Source organism: Pseudomonas sp. TE3728 (genome assembly GCF_056279145.1).
This window is the reverse complement of sequence record NZ_JBWBQT010000001.1, coordinates 3856004-3872463: the sequence shown is the minus strand read 5'-3', so window position 1 is coordinate 3872463 and position 16460 is coordinate 3856004. Positions and strand designations below refer to the sequence as shown.

The window sequence follows — 16460 nt, the reverse complement described above, 5'->3', positions numbered from 1 at the left end:
AACGAAAAGGGTGGCAGCTGTGCGTGGGTTGGCGAACCGGCGACACCCGAATTCCGGCAGACCCGAAGGTCTCCCATGCACAGCCGCCATAAATCAAGACGGGAAATTTCCCTGTCCGAATGTGTCGTGCTGCATCGGGGTATCCAGGTCGCCAAACCCAGTGCTGAACATTCAGCATTGGGTGAGCTTAGAAACCGGGGCTTTGCGGCGCAATCGGACGGCGGTGGTTTTCTTGTAGGACGTTGCCGGGGTTATTGAGGGCTTAAAGATCAAAAGATCGCAGCCTTCGGCAGCTCCTACAGGGGTGGTCTGTCCAGTGTGGATGGCTGGTAGACCGAGGCGACCCCATTCGCGGGCAAGCCCGCTCCCACAGGGGATCGCATTTCACAGAGGGGTTGGTGCGTTACTCGGCAGGTGGATTGAGCTTCGCTTCCAGCTCCGCCACTTTCGCCTCCAGGCTCTCCAACCGTGCCCGGGTGCGTGCCAGTACGACCATCTGGCTATCGAATTCTTCCCGGCTCACCAGGTCCAGCTTGCTGAAGCCGCTCTGCAGCAGCGCCTTGAACTGGCTTTCGATTTCGCTTTTTGGCAGTGGGGTGTCGCCGCTGAAGAGGCGGGAGGCGGTGCCGCTCAGGGCGTCGAGGAAGTCTTTGGGCGCGAGCATGGGGAATGTTCCTATCAACAATGGCGGGCAGTGTACCACGCAGTGTCTATAGTCAATCTCGGCAGCTGCGATGCACGCTTTTCGCGCAGTCGAGTGGGCAGTCGCGCACTGTTGTTGTGCGTAACGGTTGCCTTAATCGGGCGGAAGGCTCTTGGGCCGCGGCCAAGACATTGAAATCAATGGGTTTTGGATAGATGGCAAGCTTTCTGCTTAGTCGCTGGTGACCCATGCACTGATGCAGTCGCTGTGACGAATGCAGTGCGCCAAGCGGAACGGGGGAAGTTTCGTGCGGAGTGGTTAGCTGGCGTCGGACGGGCAGGTAAGGCCGAACGATGCGTTACAAAGCCAGGCACTGCGCTTAGACTTGAGTCGGGTTTGTTTTCCTGGGGCAAGTCCACCAATTCGGGAGAGAGTTTTCATGAAGCTAGTCACTGCCATCATCAAGCCGTTCAAACTGGACGACGTGCGCGAGTCGCTGTCCGAGATCGGCGTGCAGGGCATTACCGTTACTGAGGTCAAAGGCTTCGGTCGGCAGAAGGGTCACACCGAGCTGTATCGCGGCGCGGAGTACGTGGTCGATTTTCTGCCCAAGGTGAAGATCGATGTCGCCATTGACGACAAGGATCTGGACCGGGTTATCGAGGCGATAACCAAGGCTGCCAACACCGGCAAGATCGGTGACGGCAAGATCTTCGTGGTCAATCTGGAACAGGCGATTCGCATCCGTACCGGCGAAACCGATACCGACGCAATCTAAGCCGCCACAAACCCAACGCCCCAGGAGAAAACAATATGACTCTGCGTAAAATCGCAGGGCTAGGAGCCCTGTTGTCCCTCGTAATGCCCGGCCTGGTCATGGCGGCAGACGAAGTGGCGGCCCCAGTCCTCAACTCCGGCGATACCGCCTGGATGATGACCTCGACAGCCCTTGTGCTGTTCATGACCATTCCCGGTCTCGCGCTGTTCTACGGCGGCATGGTTCGCTCGAAAAACATTCTTTCCGTGATGATGCAGTGCTTCGCCATTACCGGTCTGATCAGCATTCTGTGGGTCATTTATGGCTACAGCATTGCGTTCGACACCACCGGCATGGAGCAGGGCGTCGTCAACTTCAACTCGTTCTTCGGCGGCATGGGCAAGGCGTTCCTCGCCGGTGTCACGCCTTCGAGCCTGACCGGCCCCGCGGCGCTGTTCCCCGAGGCGGTCTTCATTACCTTCCAGATGACTTTCGCCATCATCACTCCAGCGTTGATCGTCGGTGCTTTCGCCGAGCGGATGAAGTTCTCCGCCATGCTGATCTTCATGGGCATCTGGTTCACCCTGGTTTATGCACCGATCGCGCACATGGTCTGGTCCGGTAACGGCGGCCTGATGTGGGACTGGGGCGTTCTCGACTTCGCCGGCGGCACCGTGGTGCACATCAACGCCGGTGTGGCCGGTCTGATTGCCTGCCTGGTGTTGGGCAAGCGTAAAGGTTTCCCGACCACCCCGATGGCCCCGCACAACCTCGGCTACACCCTGATGGGCGCCGCGATGCTGTGGTTCGGCTGGTTCGGCTTCAACGCCGGTTCCGCTGCCGCCGCCAACGGCACTGCCGGTATGGCGATGCTGGTCACCCAGATCGCCACCGCTGCTGCGGCGCTGGGCTGGATGTTTGCCGAGTGGATCACCCACGGCAAACCAAGCGCACTGGGTATCGCTTCGGGTGTTGTGGCCGGTCTGGTTGCAATCACTCCGGCGGCAGGCACCGTGGGCCCGATGGGCGCTCTGGTGATCGGTCTGGCGGCGGGTGTGGTGTGCTTCTTCTGCGCCACCACCCTGAAACGCAAACTCGGTTATGACGATTCCCTGGATGCCTTCGGCGTGCATGGTATCGGCGGTATTCTCGGCGCAATCCTGACCGGTGTGTTCGCGGCACCATCGCTGGGCGGTTTCGGCACCGTTACCGACATCGCTGCTCAAGTCTGGATTCAATGCAAAGGCGTTGGCTTCACGGTGATCTACACCGCGATCGTCACGTTCATCATCCTCAAGGTCCTGGACGCTGTCATGGGTCTGCGTATCACGGAGGAAGAAGAAGCTGTCGGCATCGATCTGGCGCTTCACAACGAACGCGGCTACAACTTGTAAGCACGCGCATGAAAAATTTGCCCGGCTTGCCGGGCATTTTTTTGTCTGGAATTTGTCAGTGAAGGAAGGGCTGAAAGGTTTTTTCATACACGTTCAGTCCCGTTTACGACGGGCGTTTTTCTGCGGCCAATGGCTTACACGATTGAAGGAATATTAGGGCCTTTGTTTTTTTCCAGAGCGCGCTAGAATGCGCCCCGAACGTGCGGAGAACAGTATGTGGCAACAGACTCTGATCACCTTGCGAGCACGGTCCCGGGGCTTTCATCTGGTAACGGACGAATTACTCGCCGGCTTGCCTGAACTCAAGGCGTGTCGGGTCGGTCTGTTGCATTTGTGGCTACAGCATACCTCGGCGTCGTTGACCATCAACGAGAACGCCGATCCGGCGGTACGTCGCGACTTCGAACGATTTTTCAATCGTCTGATCCCACAAGGAACAGACGGCTATGAGCATAACGACGAAGGCCTGGACGACCTCCCGGCGCACTTCAAGGCCAGCGTACTTGGCTGTCAGCTCAGTTTGCCGATCTCGGCAGGCCGACTGGCGTTGGGGATCTGGCAAGGTGTTTATCTGGGCGAGCACCGTGATCACGGCGGTGCCCGTAAAGTCCTCGCCACCGTGCACGGTGAAGGGGCATGAAAACCGCTGGTTACCAGTGGTGGTTGATTTTTTTCCGGCAGCCGTCGACAGACAGCAAAGCTGGGCTATAACTAATCTGCTTTTCGCAAGTCATGAGGTAGAACATGAGCGACGATGATCTGGAAAACGACGACCTCGAAGTAGGCGACGAAGACGAAACCGAAGAAGGCCTTGAAGCGGCGGCAGAAGACGTCGCTGAAGACGACAGCGGTGATGTGCCCGTTCCGACTGCCAAAGGCAAGGTCAAGGCTGCGGTATCGGTCGATGAGCTGCCGAGCGTCGAAGCCAAGAACAAGGAACGCGATGCCCTGGCCAAGGCCATGGAAGAGTTTCTGGCACGGGGCGGCAAGGTGCAGGAAGTGGAGGCCAATGTGGTCGCCGATCCTCCCAAGAAGCCTGATAACAAGTACGGCAGCCGGCCTATCTAAGCGCCTGCTTCTTGCTTGCTGAAAAAGCCCGCCGTCGCTGCGGGCTTTTTCATGGGTGAAACAAAATCAAAAGATCGCAGCCTTCGGCAGCTCCTACATTATTGATGGTGTACACCTGTAGGAGCTGCCGAAGGCTGCGATCTTTTCGAGATCACCTCAAAACTAAACTGTATTCCACCGCGCCAACAACCCCGGCAACTCGTTCAGGCTACGAATCTCTGCATCTGGCGCCTTCTCGGCTTCCCACACCTTGCCCGCCGGGTTAAACCAGATCGCACGCAACCCCGCCTGCTGGGCGCCGGCAATGTCATCGCCGGGATGGTCGCCAATATGCACCGCTGTTTCGGCAGTCGCGCCGCCACGCTGTAGCGCTTCATGAAACAGTCGCGCATCGGGCTTGGCGATGCCGATGTCTTCGGCGCACAGGGCAAACTTGAAGTAGTCCGCCAGCCCCAATCGACGCACATCGGCATTGCCGTTGGTCACCACGCCAAGCGCATAGTGATTGGCCAGAATTTCCAGGGTCGGTTGCACCTCCGGGAAGATCTCCAGCTGATGCCGTGCATGCAGAAACACTTCAAAACCCTGATCGGCCAGGTCGGATGCTTCAGCATGTCCATAACCGGCTTCTTCCAGTGCATGGAACAGCACCCGCCGACGCAAGGCACTGATGCGGTGTTTGAGGCTCGGTTCGTGGCTCAGCACCCGTTCGCGAATCGACCACAGGTGTTCCACCGGCACTGCGCCAAGGCTCGGTGCTTGCTCGGTCAGCCATTCACGCAATACGACTTCGGCGCTGGCGATCACCGGGGCGGTGTCCCACAGGGTGTCGTCGAGATCGAAGGTGATCAATTGGATGGTCATGAATCATCGCCTTTAATGCGTTTGGCCCGTGGATGGGCGCTGTCGTAGACCGTCGCCAGGTGCTGGAAGTCCAGGTGGGTATAGATCTGGGTGGTCTTGATGTCCGAGTGGCCGAGCAGTTCCTGCACCGCCCGCAAGTCCTGAGAGGACTCCAGCAAGTGGCTGGCGAAGGAATGTCGCAACATGTGCGGGTGCAGGTTCTGCCCCAGCTCGCGCTCACCGGCAGCCTTGACCCGTACCTGGATCGCCCGAGGGCCGAGGCGTCTTCCTTGCTGGCTGACAAACACTGCGTCGTCCGCCGGGTTGGTCATGGCCCGCAGCGGCAGCCACAACTCCAGTGCTTCGCGAGCCTTTTTGCCCACTGGCAACAGTCGAGTCTTGCTGCCCTTGCCGAGCACCTGGACCATTCCTTCAGCCAGATCCAGCTGATCAAGATTGAGCCCGGTCAATTCAGAAAGCCGCAGGCCGGAGGAATAGAACAGTTCCAGAATCGCCTGATCCCGACGCGCCAGAAAATCATCCTCTACCGCGCCCTCAAGCAATTGCAGCGCGCGGTCAGTGTCGAGGGTTTTCGGCAGGCGACGTTCGCCCTTGGGCGGTGCCAGGCCATTGGCCGGATCGTGGTCGCACAGTCCTTCGCGGTTCAGATAGTGATAGAGCCCACGCACCGCCGACAGCAACCGCGCCAGACTGCGGGACGATTGGCCTTGGGAGTGCAGGCGCGCGATCAGGCTGCGCAGGCGCTGGATGTCCAGTGCGGCCCAGCTGTCGATGTTCTGTTTGGCGCACCAGCCCAGCACTTTGTCGAGGTCGCGGCGGTAGGCGTACAGCGTGTGCGGCGACACCTGCCGCTCACTGCGCAGGTGTTCGCAGTAAGCGTCCAGTTGTCGTTCCATGGTCAGCGTACCGAGCGCAGGGAGCTGTTGACCCGTGGCAGCACGCGGCCCATGACTTCGGCGATGTAACTCAGGAACAGCGTGCCCACCGAGCTCTTGTAGTGCTGCGGATCGCGGCTGGCGATGGCCAGGACGCCATGGATGCCCTGATGGCTGATGGCGACAACGGCGGTGGAGCCGATCTGCTTGCGCTGTTCTTCACCGAACAGGAAGTCCAGTTCATGCTCGCGCAGGCTGCCGCTGACGCTTTTGTCTTCCGAGAGCAAACCGCCAATGGCCGTTTGCGCCTCGGCATGCGTCACCCACCGGCCCACCGGCATCGGGTTGTCGCCGAGAAGGATCAGACTGACGAAGGGCACCTGGAAGTCTTGCCGCAGGCTGTCTTCAACGCTGATCACCACATCTTCCAGGCTGGTGGCGTCCATCAGCGCGAGGATCAGGCGGCGGGTCTTGTCAAAGAGTCGATCGTTGTCGCGGGCCACGTCCATCAAGTGCGAGAGGCGATGACGCAACTCGATGTTGCGGTCGCGCAGAATCGTCATCTGGCGTTCGACCAGCGAAATGGTGTCGCCGCGCTGGTGCGGAATGCGCAGGGCCGGGAGCAGTTCTTCGTGCTCGATGAAGAAATCCGGATGAGCCTCCAGGTACGCGGCAATCGCTGCCGCCTCAAGGCTTTCGGAAGGGGATTCGTCGGGCTGTAGGGCGGGAACCTGGGGCTTGTCGGTCATGGATTTCGCTCACTCAAAGACGCACTTGTCCTTCGTATACGCGCACTGCCGGGCCAGTCATCATGACCGGTTGGCCAGGGCCTGCCCATTCAATGGACAGACGCCCGCCGGGCAGGTCGATCAATAGCGGCGAATCCATCCACCCCTGGCTGATCGCGGCCACTGCGGCAGCACAGGCGCCGGTTCCGCATGCCTGGGTTTCCCCGGCCCCGCGTTCCCAGACGCGCAACTGCGCGCGGCTCCGGTCGATGACCTGGAGAAAACCGACATTGACCCGCGCCGGGAAGCGCGGGTGATGTTCGATTTTCGGCCCCAGTTCATGCACCGGTGCGTTGTTGATGTCGCTGACCCGCAACACGGCATGGGGGTTACCCATGGACACTGCGGCCAGTTCGACCATGGTGCCGTCGACGTCGACCTGATAGCTCAGGGACTGGCTCGGGGCGTCGAATGGAATCTCGGCCGGCACCAGGCGCGGGGCGCCCATGTTGACGCTGATCTGGCCATCGTTGCGGATGTCCAGTTCGATGATGCCGCTTTTGGTCTCGACGCGAATCAGCCGCTTGGCGGTCAGGCGCTTGTCGAGCACGAAGCGGGCGAAACAGCGCGCACCGTTGCCGCACTGTTCCACTTCGGAGCCGTCGGCGTTGAAGATCCGATAGCGGAAATCCACGTCCGGGTTGCTGGGCGCCTCAACGATCAGCAACTGGTCGAAGCCGATGCCGGTGTGCCGATCGCCCCATTGCTTGGCGTGCTTGGGCAGGATGTGCGCGTGCTGGCTGACCAGGTCGAGGACCATGAAATCATTGCCCAAGCCGTGCATCTTGGTAAAACGCAGCAGCATGGTTTTACTCCGGCAGCAGGCTTTCGCCAGCAAACAACTCGGCTACCGTCTCACGGCGACGCACTTCAAATGCCTGATCACCGTCCACCAACACTTCAGCGGCGCGGCCACGGGTGTTGTAGTTGGAACTCATGACAAACCCATAGGCACCGGCCGAATGCACGGCCAGCAGATCGCCTTCTTCCAGGGCCAGTTGACGATCCTTGGCCAGGAAATCGCCGGTTTCGCAGATCGGGCCGACGATGTCGTAGGCGCGAGCGGCGCTGTTGCGCGGGCGCACGGCGGTGACGTCCATCCAGGCTTGATACAGCGCCGGGCGGATCAGGTCGTTCATGGCCGCGTCGACGATGGCGAAGTCTTTGTGCTCGGTATGCTTGAGGTACTCGACCTGGGTCAGCAGCACGCCGGCGTTGGCGACGATGAAACGACCCGGCTCGAACACCAGCGCCAGGTCACGACCGTCGAGACGCTCGCGCACGGCTTTGATGTAGTCGGCAGCCAATGGCGGCTCTTCATCGCGATAACGCACGCCCAAACCACCACCGAGATCGATGTGGCGCAGGTAGATGCCGCAATCGCCGAGGCGGTCGACCAGGCCCAGCAGGCGGTCAAGGGCATCGATGAATGGCGGTAGGGTGGTCAGTTGCGAACCGATGTGGCAATCGACGCCGACCACTTCCAGGTTAGGCAGTTGCGCGGCACGGATGTACACGTCTTCGGCGTCGGCGATGGCGATGCCGAACTTGTTCTCTTTAAGACCAGTGGAAATGTACGGGTGGGTGCCGGCGTCGACATCCGGGTTCACGCGCAGCGAGATCGGCGCGCGAACGCCCAGCTCGGCGGCCACTACTTGCAGGCGTTCGAGCTCATCGGTGGACTCGACGTTGAAGCAGTGCACGCCGACTTCCAGCGCACGACGCATGTCGTCACGGGTCTTGCCGACACCGGAGAACACGATCTTGTCAGCAGTGCCGCCAGCGGCCAGCACGCGTTCCAGCTCGCCACGGGAAACGATGTCGAAACCGGCGCCCAAACGTGCCAGGACATTCAGTACGCCCAGGTTGGAGTTGGCCTTGACCGCAAAGCAGACAAGGTGCGGCATGCCGGCCAGCGCATCGGCGTAAGCCAGGTACTGGGCTTCGATGTGGGCGCGGGAGTAGACGTAAGTCGGTGTACCAAAGCGCTCGGCGATGGCGGACAGGGCAACACCTTCCGCGAACAGCTCACCGTCACGGTAGTTAAAAGCGTCCATAGCGTTCCCTTAGTAGACGTCGTGCTTGTGGGCTTTCGACGGAGTCTGCTGCGACGATTTGGCTTGCTCTGCAGGGTCCTGGTTTTCATCAGGCAGGTACAGCGGGCCTTTTTGACCACAAGCCGATAATAAGCTGACAAAAGCGACGAGCGAAGCGAGCGCAGCAAGGGAAGAGATCAGGCGCTTCATGGCGAAATCCTTGAAAATGCGTTAATTGCGCCGGAGTATACCGGCCACCCGGCAGCTTGCCTATGCGACGCGGCTCCCGTCCGGCGGGGCTTGGCACGATGTCGGTCAGCCAAGCGCAATCCCTGTGGGAGCGAGCCTGCTCGCGAAGGCGTAGTGTCAGTCAGCATTGATGTTGAATATGATGGCCTCTTCGCGAGCAGGCTCGCTCCCACAGGTTTCGTGATCGCCATGGGTCGTTATCCTTTGCAATCACCGGAGCTCGCCCGTATCTTGCGGCGCTTGAGCGTGAGTAGACACTTTTTGAGGTTCCCGCAATGAGTTTGACCGAAGCCCGTTTCCACGATCTGGTCGATGCCACCCAGCAGACGCTGGAGGATATTTTTGACGAGAGTGACCTGGATATCGATCTGGAGAGCTCGGCCGGTGTGCTCACCGTCAAGTTCGAAAACGGCAGCGCGCTGATCTTCAGTCGCCAGGAACCGTTGCGGCAGCTGTGGCTGGCGGCGGTGTCCGGCGGCTTCCACTTCGACTACGACGAAGAGAGCGAGCGCTGGATGTGCGACAAGAGCGAAGAGCAACTGGGCGAAATGCTTGAGCGCATCGTCAAGCAGCAAGCCGACGTCGAACTCGATTTCGAAGGCCTGTGAGATCGTGACCCAGCCGACACCCGTTCGTCCGCCCAAACCGCTTTACAGCAATGTCAGCCCGGCGGTGCCTTCGCCGTGCAGCGGTGTATGCCGGCTGGATGAGCAGAAGGTTTGTCTGGGGTGTTTCCGTCATGTCGAAGATATTCGCGAATGGCGCTCGGCGGATGATGAGCGGCGGCGGGTGATTTGTGCGCAGGCCCTCGACCGCAAAACCAAAGGCTAACCCGACCCCTGTAGGAGCTGCCGAAGGCTGCGATCTTTTGATGTTTATAAGTCGCGCCGATGGAAGATCAAAAGATCGCAGCCTTCGGCAGCTCCTACAGGGGCGTGGGGCCTTCGGGCCATGACTTGTATATTTATTGAGCTGTGATAGTGTCCAGAGACGCCTCAACCCATCGAGGCTCGTGAAAACCCCGCCTTTTTCTGGCGGGGTTTTGCTTTTTTCGTGCAGAAGAAAGGAGTCTGCCCTGATCATGACCGCACCTTCCATCACCCTTACCCGTCTGGACGTGCAACGTCTGGAGCGCCTGATCGACAGCCTGGATGACACGCTGCCGGGCGTTATCGCGCTGCAAACCGAACTGGATCGCGCCGATACCCTGGTCGGTCACGATGAAGTGCCCGCCGATGTCGTGACCATGAATTCCCGTGTGCATTGCCGTGAAGAGAGCAGCGGCAAGGACTATCACCTGACCCTGGTTTACCCCAAGGATGCCAACGCCGACGAAGGCCGGATTTCCATTCTGGCGCCGGTGGGCAGTGCTTTGCTGGGCTTGAAAGTCGGTCAGCACATCGACTGGCCGGCTCCGGGCGGCAAAACGCTGAAACTGACCCTGCTAGAAGTGGAATCGCAGCCTGCCGAGGGCGGCCACTTTCCGGAATAAACCCCTCAGACCTGCTCGAGCGCCTCGTTCAGTGCGCGTTCCAGGTCGGCCTTGTAGCGCAGATACAGCTGGCTTGAACCCTGACCATCACCGAGCAGGCCCGACAGGTCCAGGTCGGTGATGTAGCAGCGATAGCGTTCGGTCTTGCGGCGCTGCTCGACGATTTCCCGGGCGACCACGCTGAACAGTTGGTCGCCATATTCCAGCTCGGAAAATTCCCGCTGATTGCAATACAACGTGACCTGCACCTGCCCTGGTGCGGCTTTGCCGACGATGGCTTGTACGTCATAGAACGGTTTGTCGACCGGATTTTGCGGTGCTGGCCGAGCTTCGACCCGACGCGCCCGTGCGGTGCCTGAAGGCAACAACTGGTAATACAAAGTCTCCAGACTCAATGGCTGGGCGGCGTCCATCGGTAGCAAGGCATCGCGCCGGTACTGGATCGATTGCAGGAAGCGTTGCAGCGGCACCAACAGGCTTTGTTCGTCGTGATAAGGCAAGCGCTGCTGCCACAGGGCATTGAATTCATCCAGAACATACACATCGGCCTGGTGTTCGTTGATCCGGTAGAACACCTGAACGCAGTCGGGTTGCCCCATGGGCAGGATCAGCGCCAGGTCGTGGTCTTCCAGTGCCATCGGGTCCAGATGAAACGGGCTGTAGCTCGCCAGTTCTTCGCCGAGGTAATCGAACAGCGCCGGCAGGGTGGTGAGGGCAATGTGATTGACCTGGCCCGGCACCAGCTCCAGCACGTGGTAGTGCTGCTGGACCTGAATCAGGTAACGATGATTGAGTTTGCTCAGCAGCAGGGTCTGCGCGGTGTCGAGGATTTCTTCGACTCGCCGGGCAATGAATTGGGCGCGGTTGTGGCAGAAACAGCGCACCCGCAGCTTGGGCTGTTGTGGCCCGTCCGGCAGGGTATTGAGGTAATCGCGCAGGCAGTCGAGCAGGGCGTGGGGACCGTCAAAGCGGCTGACCAGCACTTCGTTCCAGCTATTGAGCGTGACCTGATCCAGGGTCAGCACCAGGTTTTCTCGCACGCCGGCGTAACTCAGGGAATCGGTGCGCTCGGTGGTCATCAGGATGTTCAGGTCGCGATGGTGCTTGAGCGGGTCGATGCCGACGTTCACCAGAATCAATACTTCGCTCGGCACACTGGCGTGCAGCAAAGGCTCTTCGGCGACAGTGGTCAGAGGCAGGGCGATGCTTTGTTGCAGGCTGCCGAGCAGGTTGAACAGTTCGAACTCGCTCAAATCGCTGGTGCCGGGGTGCAGGGCCAGGCGGGTGCTGCTGTCGATCACGCCGTTGCGGTGGCACCAGGTGAGCAGTTCCAGCAGTTGGCGGCTGCGTTTGATCGGCGCGAAATGCTCCCATTCGTGGGCGGCCAGGCTGCCGTTGTACAAGCCCCATTGGGTCTGCCCCGGTTCTTTCTTGTTTGGCGCCTGCACCAGTGTCAAGGTGTCTTCGGCCAGATCGGGGGCGATGCCCGGGTTGATGAATTCGACCTTGTCGGCCTTGCGCTCGAAGGCCGCGTACAGCCGCCGGCCCAGCACATTGAGGTCGCGCTTGTTGATCAGGCTGACGGTCTGCTCGTTGCGGGCAAACTGCGTCAGGAAGCGGTAGCTGTAATTCAGCTCGCCAACCAGGGCTCGGCGTTCGGCGCTGACCTGGCGGACTTTCCACTGGCTGCGGCTGTCGAGCAACGCGAGCTGACGCTGATCCCACTGCCATTCATGGGCCAGGCGTTCGAGCAACGAACGCTGCCAGTTCTGGGTGCGACCACTGCTGCCGGTGAGTTTGCGATTGACCTTCAAGTACAGCGCGCGGCGTACCAGCTCCAGGCGTTCCGGTTCGCCCCGGGCCGTGAGGTATTCCTCGATGCGACGGTACACCACGACGTATGGATCCAGTTCGTCGAGGTCCAGTTGATTGGCAAATACCGCCTGCTTGAAGCGCAGGCTCAGGCAGTGGACCTTGGGGTGTTCGCTGGCATAGACCTCGGTCAGCAGCAGTTTGAGCACTGATTTGTAGGGTGATTCGATGCCTTTGAACAATTGCCAGAGCCCGGCACCGATGAATTCCCCGGGCGGGATGTACGCCAGATGCCCCAGGTCCAGAGTCTCGTCGGCACGGATGAAGCGCTTGGATAACAGCGTGTGGGTATAACGGTCGTACGCCGCCTCTTCATAAACCGGCACCAGCCACCAGATGGGTGTACGGCCAGCCAGCCAGATCGCGGTGCGGTAGAACTCGTCCAGCAGCAGATAGTGCTGGGTGGTGCCACAGTCTTCCGAACTCAGTTGGGTATCGCGCTCACCGAGTATGAAGCGAGCCGGGTCGATCAGGAAGAAATGTGCCTCGGCACCCTGGCTGGCGGCCCATGTCTCAAGCAACTGGCATTTCTTGCGCAGTTCTGTGAGCTCGCTTTCGCTCAAGTCCGGCCCGTGACAGACCCAGACGTCCATATCGCTCTGATCGGCCTGGGCCAAGGTACCGAGGCTGCCCATCAGGAACAGGCCGTGAATCGGTCGTGGCGGATTGCTGCCGTGGCGCGGCTTGTAGGAAAACGAGCGGGTCAGGCGCTGGGCTTCGGCAAGGGCGTTGGCGTCAGGTTCGAAATTCGACAGCCCGGCCGGGGTGCTACCCGAAACATAACCCGGCAACAGCGGATGATTGACGTGGAAAAACAGCGGCAGCAAGGTCAGCACCGTTTGCTGGCGGGTTGACAACCCTTCCATGGCACGGGCCATGCGGCCCTCGTTGAGCTTCAGAAAACGGGCGCGCAGCTGGCTGAGAACCTTGCGGTCGATTCCCTCGTCCAGATCGGGGCGGATTTCATGGGTGCGGGTCATGTCAGCTCAATCCGGCTCGCGGGGCTCGGACGTGGAGGGCTCGGGATGAGGGGCAGTTTAGCGCCTCGGCCCCGGGACTTTTAAGCTGATTTTGTATTTCTGGCGTCAGGTTTCTATCGCACGGCGACAGCGGGCACCAAAGTGTGCCCGCGGAAATCCCGTGACAGAGGTTTCCGTGGGCGATGCGGTGAGGCTCAGGCTGTTTCGCGCACGGACAGAATGGTTAGAACGGTTTGCACATTTTGTGCAGCGTCACGCCCCAGGCTGGTCAGATAACCGCCATCGGGCTGGGTGATCAATTCTTTATCGAACAGTCTTTGGGCGGCGGCAATGGCTTTCGGGGCAGCGGTCTGATGAATTTTCAAACCTTCCTGGGAACTGTCCAGGTTGAAGAGGGCGAGGATTTCCAGTTCGGCAACCAACTCAGGGGTAAGCGACATAAGGACTCCAGACTTTCTAGGAATTGGACGATAGCGCTCCTAAGGTGAGCCCACTCGCGCAGCATGTCCAGTGCTCGTAACAGGGTTTTTTCGCCTTGGGGTGGTTTCCAGTTTAGTCAGCGTCTGGGGTAAGGCGGTACTGATTGGTGACAATCTATGTGGAGGCGGGGTTTTGTGGCGAGGGAGCTTGCCCCCGTTCGGTTGCGTAGCAGCCGCAAAGCTTTTGGGGCCGCTTCGCGGCCCAACGGGAGCAAGCTCCCTCGCCACAGGCAAACCCCCTGGCCATAAGAGCCCCGTGACAGGGCTGGCTTATTTCTTTTCCGGTGGCAACTCTGGCAGAGCGCGCAGCGCAGCTTCGTACCATTCGGTGTTGAACGCGCGGTCTTCTTCGAGGATCGCGTCGATTTCCACCGCCAGCACGTGGGCCATCAGGTTGAGGATTTCTTCACGCTCGTAACCGACCAGGGTCAGCTTGTTGAAGGTCGCCTTGGCCGCTGGCGGGTTATCGCTTTCGATCTGGTTTTCGATGGCTTCGATCAGGGTGTTTTCGGCGAACTCTTCTTCGTCGATCTCGATATCAGTTGGCTCGCTCATGGCAGGCTCCTCAAGTTAAGGCGGCCAGTTTACCTGCATTCAACGTTGTGATGCTGCTGGCAAGAAGTGCCCGGGCGTTCTATAACTGGCGCTGCCAACCCCCTGCACGGCCTGGAGGCTAACGAATGCTCAAGCTTTATGGATTTTGCGTCAGCAACTATTACAACATGGTCAAGCTGGCGTTACTGGAGAAGGGATTGCCATTTGAAGAGGTGCCATTTTACCCAGGCACTACCCCCGAGACGTTAGCCATCAGCCCTCGCGGAAAGGTCCCGGTGCTGGGCGTCGAACAAGGTTTCATCAACGAAACCAGCGTGATTCTCGAGTACATCGAGCAGAGCCAGAATGGCAAGGCGTTGCTGCCGAACGAGCCTTTCGAGCGAGCGCAGGTTCTGGCCCTGGCCAAGGAAATCGAGCTGTACATCGAGTTGCCGGGCCGCGCGTGCTATGCAGAGGCGTTCTTCGGTATGGCCGTGCCGGACGCGATCAAAGAGAAAACCAAGGCCGAGTTGCTGCTGGGCTTTGCTGCCCTGAGCAGGCATGGCAAGTTCGCTCCCTATGTGGCGGGTGACAGTCTGAGCGTGGCTGACTTGTATTTCCTCTACAGCGTGCCGATGGCCCGTGCCGTGGCGCAGAAGCTGTTTGATATCGATCTGTTGGCCGAAATGCCGGCGGCCAGGGCGCTGCTGGAGCGTCTGGAGCACAATCCGCATGTGCAGCGGATTGCGGCAGACAAGGACGCAGCAATGCCCGCGTTTCTGGCGATGGTCGCGTCCAAAAAGTAGACGTGTAACGATCTTGAGAATGCCTTCGCGGGCAAGCCTCGCTCCTACGGTCTGTAGGAGCGAGGCTTGCCCGCGAAGCTTTTAACGGCTGGCGAGCAACGCCTGGCCGCGAGCCACGGCTTTCTTGACCTGCGCCGGCGCAGTCCCGCCGATATGGTCACGGGCATTCACCGAGCCTTCCAGGGTCAGCACGGCAAATACATCCTGCTCGATCTGATCGCTAAACTTGCGCAGTTCTTCCAGGCTCATTTCCGCCAGGTCCTTGCCGCTTTCCACGCCATACTTTACCGCGTGGCCAACGATTTCGTGGCAATCACGGAACGGCAGGCCACGACGTACCAGATAGTCAGCCAAGTCGGTGGCGGTGGAGAAACCGCGCAGGGCCGCTTCGCGCATCATCGCGTGTTTCGGCTTGATCGCCGGGATCATGTCGGCGAAGGCGCGCAGCGAATCGCGCAGGGTGTCGGCGGCGTCGAACAGCGGTTCCTTGTCTTCCTGATTGTCCTTGTTGTAGGCCAGTGGCTGGCCTTTCATCAGGGTCAGCAGGCCCATCAGCGCGCCGAATACCCGGCCAGTCTTGCCGCGAACCAGCTCTGGCACGTCCGGGTTTTTCTTTTGCGGCATGATTGAGCTGCCGGTGCAGAAACGATCCGGCAGATCGATGAACTGGAACTGTGCGCTGGTCCATAGCACCAGCTCTTCGGAGAACCGCGACAAGTGCATCATCGCGATACTCGCGGCCGAGCAGAACTCGATGGCGAAGTCGCGATCGGACACGTTGTCCAGGGAGTTACCGCCGACCGCGTCGAAGCCCAGCAGTTGAGCGGTGTACTCGCGATCGATCGGGTAAGTAGTGCCGGCCAGTGCGGCGCTGCCCAGCGGCATGCGGTTGGTGCGCTTGCGGCAGTCGACCAGACGCTCGTAGTCGCGGCTGAGCATTTCGAACCAGGCCAGCATGTGATGCCCGAAGGTCACTGGCTGCGCGGTTTGCAGGTGAGTGAAGCCCGGCATGATGCTGGCGGCTTCGCGCTCGGCCTGCTCCAGCAGGCCTTGTTGCAGACGGGTTATTTCGCCCAGGATCAGGTCGATCTCGTCACGCAGCCACAGGCGGATGTCGGTGGCGACCTGGTCGTTACGGCTGCGGCCGGTGTGCAGCTTTTTACCGGTGACGCCGATGCGGTCGGTCAGGCGCGCCTCGATGTTCATGTGCACGTCTTCAAGGTCGATGCGCCAGTCGAACTGGCCGGCCTCGATTTCACCCTGGATGGTGTTCAGGCCATCGATGATGCTGTCGCGCTCGGCATCGGTCAGCACGCCGACCTTGGCCAGCATGCTGGCGTGGGCGATCGAGCCCATGATGTCGTGGCGATACAGGCGCTGGTCGAAGGTGACGGAGGCGGTGAAGCGGGCGACGAAGGCGTCGACGGGTTCACTGAAGCGGCCGCCCCAGGACTGATTGGTCTTGTCAGTGCTCATGAATTCGCTCGTATCGGCTTGAAGAAAGATGGCGTGAAACGCTGACGCGGATAATAACAGGGTTGCCAATCCTGTCGCTGACACTGGTCGACAGGTTTTTTTCTTATCGCGCCACCCCTGCTCGAAGCAAGCGATGCGGAAATTGCG

Annotated in this window: 19 protein-coding genes; 8 read left to right on the top strand and 11 right to left on the bottom strand. The window is 60.0% G+C overall.

Annotation, left to right across the window (positions count from 1 at the left end):
• Positions 1–403: 403 nt before the first annotated feature.
• Entirely contained in the window at positions 404–664 is a 261-nt protein-coding gene (locus ACZ89R_RS16910; RefSeq protein ID WP_008076132.1) for an accessory factor UbiK family protein, read from the bottom strand.
• 418 nt (positions 665–1082) lie between these two features.
• Between ACZ89R_RS16910 and glnK the strand changes: the two genes are divergently transcribed.
• From glnK to sutA, 4 genes are all read left to right on the top strand, one after another.
• The gene (gene glnK, locus ACZ89R_RS16905) at positions 1083–1421 is read left to right on the top strand and encodes a P-II family nitrogen regulator (protein ID WP_002555808.1); all 339 of its coding nucleotides are present in this window, start codon (positions 1083–1085) and stop codon (positions 1419–1421) included.
• Between the two features lie 35 nt (positions 1422–1456).
• Positions 1457–2794, top strand: a complete 1338-nt coding sequence (locus tag ACZ89R_RS16900; RefSeq protein WP_429545175.1) for an ammonium transporter — start codon at positions 1457–1459, stop codon at positions 2792–2794.
• Positions 2795–3008: 214 nt separating this feature from the next.
• The gene (locus tag ACZ89R_RS16895; protein WP_429545176.1) at positions 3009–3434 is read left to right on the top strand and encodes a secondary thiamine-phosphate synthase enzyme YjbQ; all 426 of its coding nucleotides are present in this window, start codon (positions 3009–3011) and stop codon (positions 3432–3434) included.
• 104 nt (positions 3435–3538) lie between these two features.
• The gene (gene sutA / locus ACZ89R_RS16890; RefSeq protein ID WP_123500482.1) at positions 3539–3862 is read left to right on the top strand and encodes a transcriptional regulator SutA; all 324 of its coding nucleotides are present in this window, start codon (positions 3539–3541) and stop codon (positions 3860–3862) included.
• Between the two features lie 162 nt (positions 3863–4024).
• On the opposite strand, the gene ACZ89R_RS16885 is transcribed toward sutA, so the two are convergent.
• Genes ACZ89R_RS16885 through lptM form a run of 6 tightly spaced genes read right to left on the bottom strand, consistent with a single transcriptional unit; the run spans position 4025 to position 8635 of the window.
• On the bottom strand, positions 4025–4726 hold the full coding sequence (locus tag ACZ89R_RS16885; RefSeq protein WP_429545177.1) for an HAD family hydrolase: 702 nt from the start codon (positions 4724–4726) through the stop codon (positions 4025–4027).
• Positions 4723–5622: a tyrosine recombinase XerC gene (gene xerC / locus ACZ89R_RS16880; RefSeq protein WP_429545178.1), complete on the bottom strand. Its 900-nt coding sequence runs from the start codon at positions 5620–5622 to the stop codon at positions 4723–4725. Before xerC ends, ACZ89R_RS16885 begins: the two co-directional genes overlap by 4 nt.
• 2 nt (positions 5623–5624) lie before the next feature.
• A complete protein-coding gene (locus ACZ89R_RS16875) occupies positions 5625–6350 on the bottom strand; it encodes a DUF484 family protein (protein WP_192345026.1) in 726 nt (241 codons plus the stop codon).
• A 13-nt stretch (positions 6351–6363) separates the two neighbouring features.
• The gene (gene dapF, locus ACZ89R_RS16870; RefSeq protein WP_429545179.1) at positions 6364–7194 is read right to left on the bottom strand and encodes a diaminopimelate epimerase; all 831 of its coding nucleotides are present in this window, start codon (positions 7192–7194) and stop codon (positions 6364–6366) included.
• A gap of 4 nt (positions 7195–7198) precedes the next feature.
• Positions 7199–8446 (bottom strand): diaminopimelate decarboxylase, encoded by a 1248-nt coding sequence (gene lysA / locus ACZ89R_RS16865; RefSeq protein ID WP_038980781.1) that lies wholly within the window; start codon positions 8444–8446, stop codon positions 7199–7201.
• A gap of 9 nt (positions 8447–8455) precedes the next feature.
• A complete protein-coding gene (gene lptM / locus ACZ89R_RS16860) occupies positions 8456–8635 on the bottom strand; it encodes an LPS translocon maturation chaperone LptM (protein WP_063342161.1) in 180 nt (59 codons plus the stop codon).
• A 314-nt stretch (positions 8636–8949) separates the two neighbouring features.
• Here lptM and cyaY point away from each other — a divergent pair, with 314 nt between their 5' ends.
• The 3 genes from cyaY to rnk all read left to right on the top strand — a co-directional run bounded on the left by cyaY (position 8950) and on the right by rnk (position 10166).
• Positions 8950–9282 (top strand): iron donor protein CyaY, encoded by a 333-nt coding sequence (gene cyaY / locus ACZ89R_RS16855; protein ID WP_429375863.1) that lies wholly within the window; start codon positions 8950–8952, stop codon positions 9280–9282.
• Between the two features lie 4 nt (positions 9283–9286).
• Positions 9287–9505: a DUF1289 domain-containing protein gene (locus tag ACZ89R_RS16850; protein ID WP_429545180.1), complete on the top strand. Its 219-nt coding sequence runs from the start codon at positions 9287–9289 to the stop codon at positions 9503–9505.
• A gap of 250 nt (positions 9506–9755) precedes the next feature.
• Positions 9756–10166 (top strand): nucleoside diphosphate kinase regulator, encoded by a 411-nt coding sequence (gene rnk / locus ACZ89R_RS16845; RefSeq protein ID WP_123500472.1) that lies wholly within the window; start codon positions 9756–9758, stop codon positions 10164–10166.
• A 5-nt stretch (positions 10167–10171) separates the two neighbouring features.
• Here the strand turns inward: rnk and ACZ89R_RS16840 are convergent, their stop codons facing one another.
• From ACZ89R_RS16840 to ACZ89R_RS16830, 3 genes are all read right to left on the bottom strand, one after another.
• Positions 10172–13018, bottom strand: a complete 2847-nt coding sequence (locus tag ACZ89R_RS16840) for a class I adenylate cyclase (RefSeq protein WP_429545181.1) — start codon at positions 13016–13018, stop codon at positions 10172–10174.
• 194 nt (positions 13019–13212) lie between these two features.
• Complete coding sequence (locus tag ACZ89R_RS16835) at positions 13213–13458, bottom strand: TIGR02647 family protein (RefSeq protein ID WP_007894898.1); 246 nt, start codon at positions 13456–13458, stop codon at positions 13213–13215.
• A 309-nt stretch (positions 13459–13767) separates the two neighbouring features.
• Positions 13768–14052: a hypothetical protein gene (locus ACZ89R_RS16830; protein WP_123500468.1), complete on the bottom strand. Its 285-nt coding sequence runs from the start codon at positions 14050–14052 to the stop codon at positions 13768–13770.
• A gap of 125 nt (positions 14053–14177) precedes the next feature.
• Between ACZ89R_RS16830 and ACZ89R_RS16825 the strand changes: the two genes are divergently transcribed.
• Entirely contained in the window at positions 14178–14837 is a 660-nt protein-coding gene (locus tag ACZ89R_RS16825) for a glutathione S-transferase family protein (RefSeq protein WP_429545182.1), read from the top strand.
• Positions 14838–14918: 81 nt separating this feature from the next.
• On the opposite strand, the gene argH is transcribed toward ACZ89R_RS16825, so the two are convergent.
• Positions 14919–16313 carry an argininosuccinate lyase gene (gene argH, locus ACZ89R_RS16820; RefSeq protein WP_123500464.1) on the bottom strand — a complete coding sequence of 465 codons (1395 nt, stop codon included), beginning with the start codon at positions 16311–16313 and terminating at the stop codon, positions 14919–14921.
• Positions 16314–16460: the final 147 nt, after the last annotated feature.

What these genes read in the sequence shown, in the direction of transcription:
- ACZ89R_RS16875 (WP_192345026.1), bottom strand. Translation starts at nt 6,350, where the DNA reads ATGACCGACAAGCCCCAGGTTCCCGCCCTACAGCCCGACGAATCCCCT.
- lptM (WP_063342161.1), bottom strand. Translation starts at nt 8,635, where the DNA reads ATGAAGCGCCTGATCTCTTCCCTTGCTGCGCTCGCTTCGCTCGTCGCT.
- ACZ89R_RS16885 (WP_429545177.1), bottom strand. Translation starts at nt 4,726, where the DNA reads ATGACCATCCAATTGATCACCTTCGATCTCGACGACACCCTGTGGGAC.
- ACZ89R_RS16910 (WP_008076132.1), bottom strand. Translation starts at nt 664, where the DNA reads ATGCTCGCGCCCAAAGACTTCCTCGACGCCCTGAGCGGCACCGCCTCC.
- sutA (WP_123500482.1), top strand. Translation starts at nt 3,539, where the DNA reads ATGAGCGACGATGATCTGGAAAACGACGACCTCGAAGTAGGCGACGAA.
- ACZ89R_RS16840 (WP_429545181.1), bottom strand. Translation starts at nt 13,018, where the DNA reads ATGACCCGCACCCATGAAATCCGCCCCGATCTGGACGAGGGAATCGAC.
- xerC (WP_429545178.1), bottom strand. Translation starts at nt 5,622, where the DNA reads ATGGAACGACAACTGGACGCTTACTGCGAACACCTGCGCAGTGAGCGG.
- ACZ89R_RS16835 (WP_007894898.1), bottom strand. Translation starts at nt 13,458, where the DNA reads ATGTCGCTTACCCCTGAGTTGGTTGCCGAACTGGAAATCCTCGCCCTC.
- glnK (WP_002555808.1), top strand. Translation starts at nt 1,083, where the DNA reads ATGAAGCTAGTCACTGCCATCATCAAGCCGTTCAAACTGGACGACGTG.
- ACZ89R_RS16825 (WP_429545182.1), top strand. Translation starts at nt 14,178, where the DNA reads ATGCTCAAGCTTTATGGATTTTGCGTCAGCAACTATTACAACATGGTC.
- ACZ89R_RS16830 (WP_123500468.1), bottom strand. Translation starts at nt 14,052, where the DNA reads ATGAGCGAGCCAACTGATATCGAGATCGACGAAGAAGAGTTCGCCGAA.
- ACZ89R_RS16900 (WP_429545175.1), top strand. Translation starts at nt 1,457, where the DNA reads ATGACTCTGCGTAAAATCGCAGGGCTAGGAGCCCTGTTGTCCCTCGTA.
- lysA (WP_038980781.1), bottom strand. Translation starts at nt 8,446, where the DNA reads ATGGACGCTTTTAACTACCGTGACGGTGAGCTGTTCGCGGAAGGTGTT.
- ACZ89R_RS16895 (WP_429545176.1), top strand. Translation starts at nt 3,009, where the DNA reads ATGTGGCAACAGACTCTGATCACCTTGCGAGCACGGTCCCGGGGCTTT.
- cyaY (WP_429375863.1), top strand. Translation starts at nt 8,950, where the DNA reads ATGAGTTTGACCGAAGCCCGTTTCCACGATCTGGTCGATGCCACCCAG.
- dapF (WP_429545179.1), bottom strand. Translation starts at nt 7,194, where the DNA reads ATGCTGCTGCGTTTTACCAAGATGCACGGCTTGGGCAATGATTTCATG.
- argH (WP_123500464.1), bottom strand. Translation starts at nt 16,313, where the DNA reads ATGAGCACTGACAAGACCAATCAGTCCTGGGGCGGCCGCTTCAGTGAA.
- rnk (WP_123500472.1), top strand. Translation starts at nt 9,756, where the DNA reads ATGACCGCACCTTCCATCACCCTTACCCGTCTGGACGTGCAACGTCTG.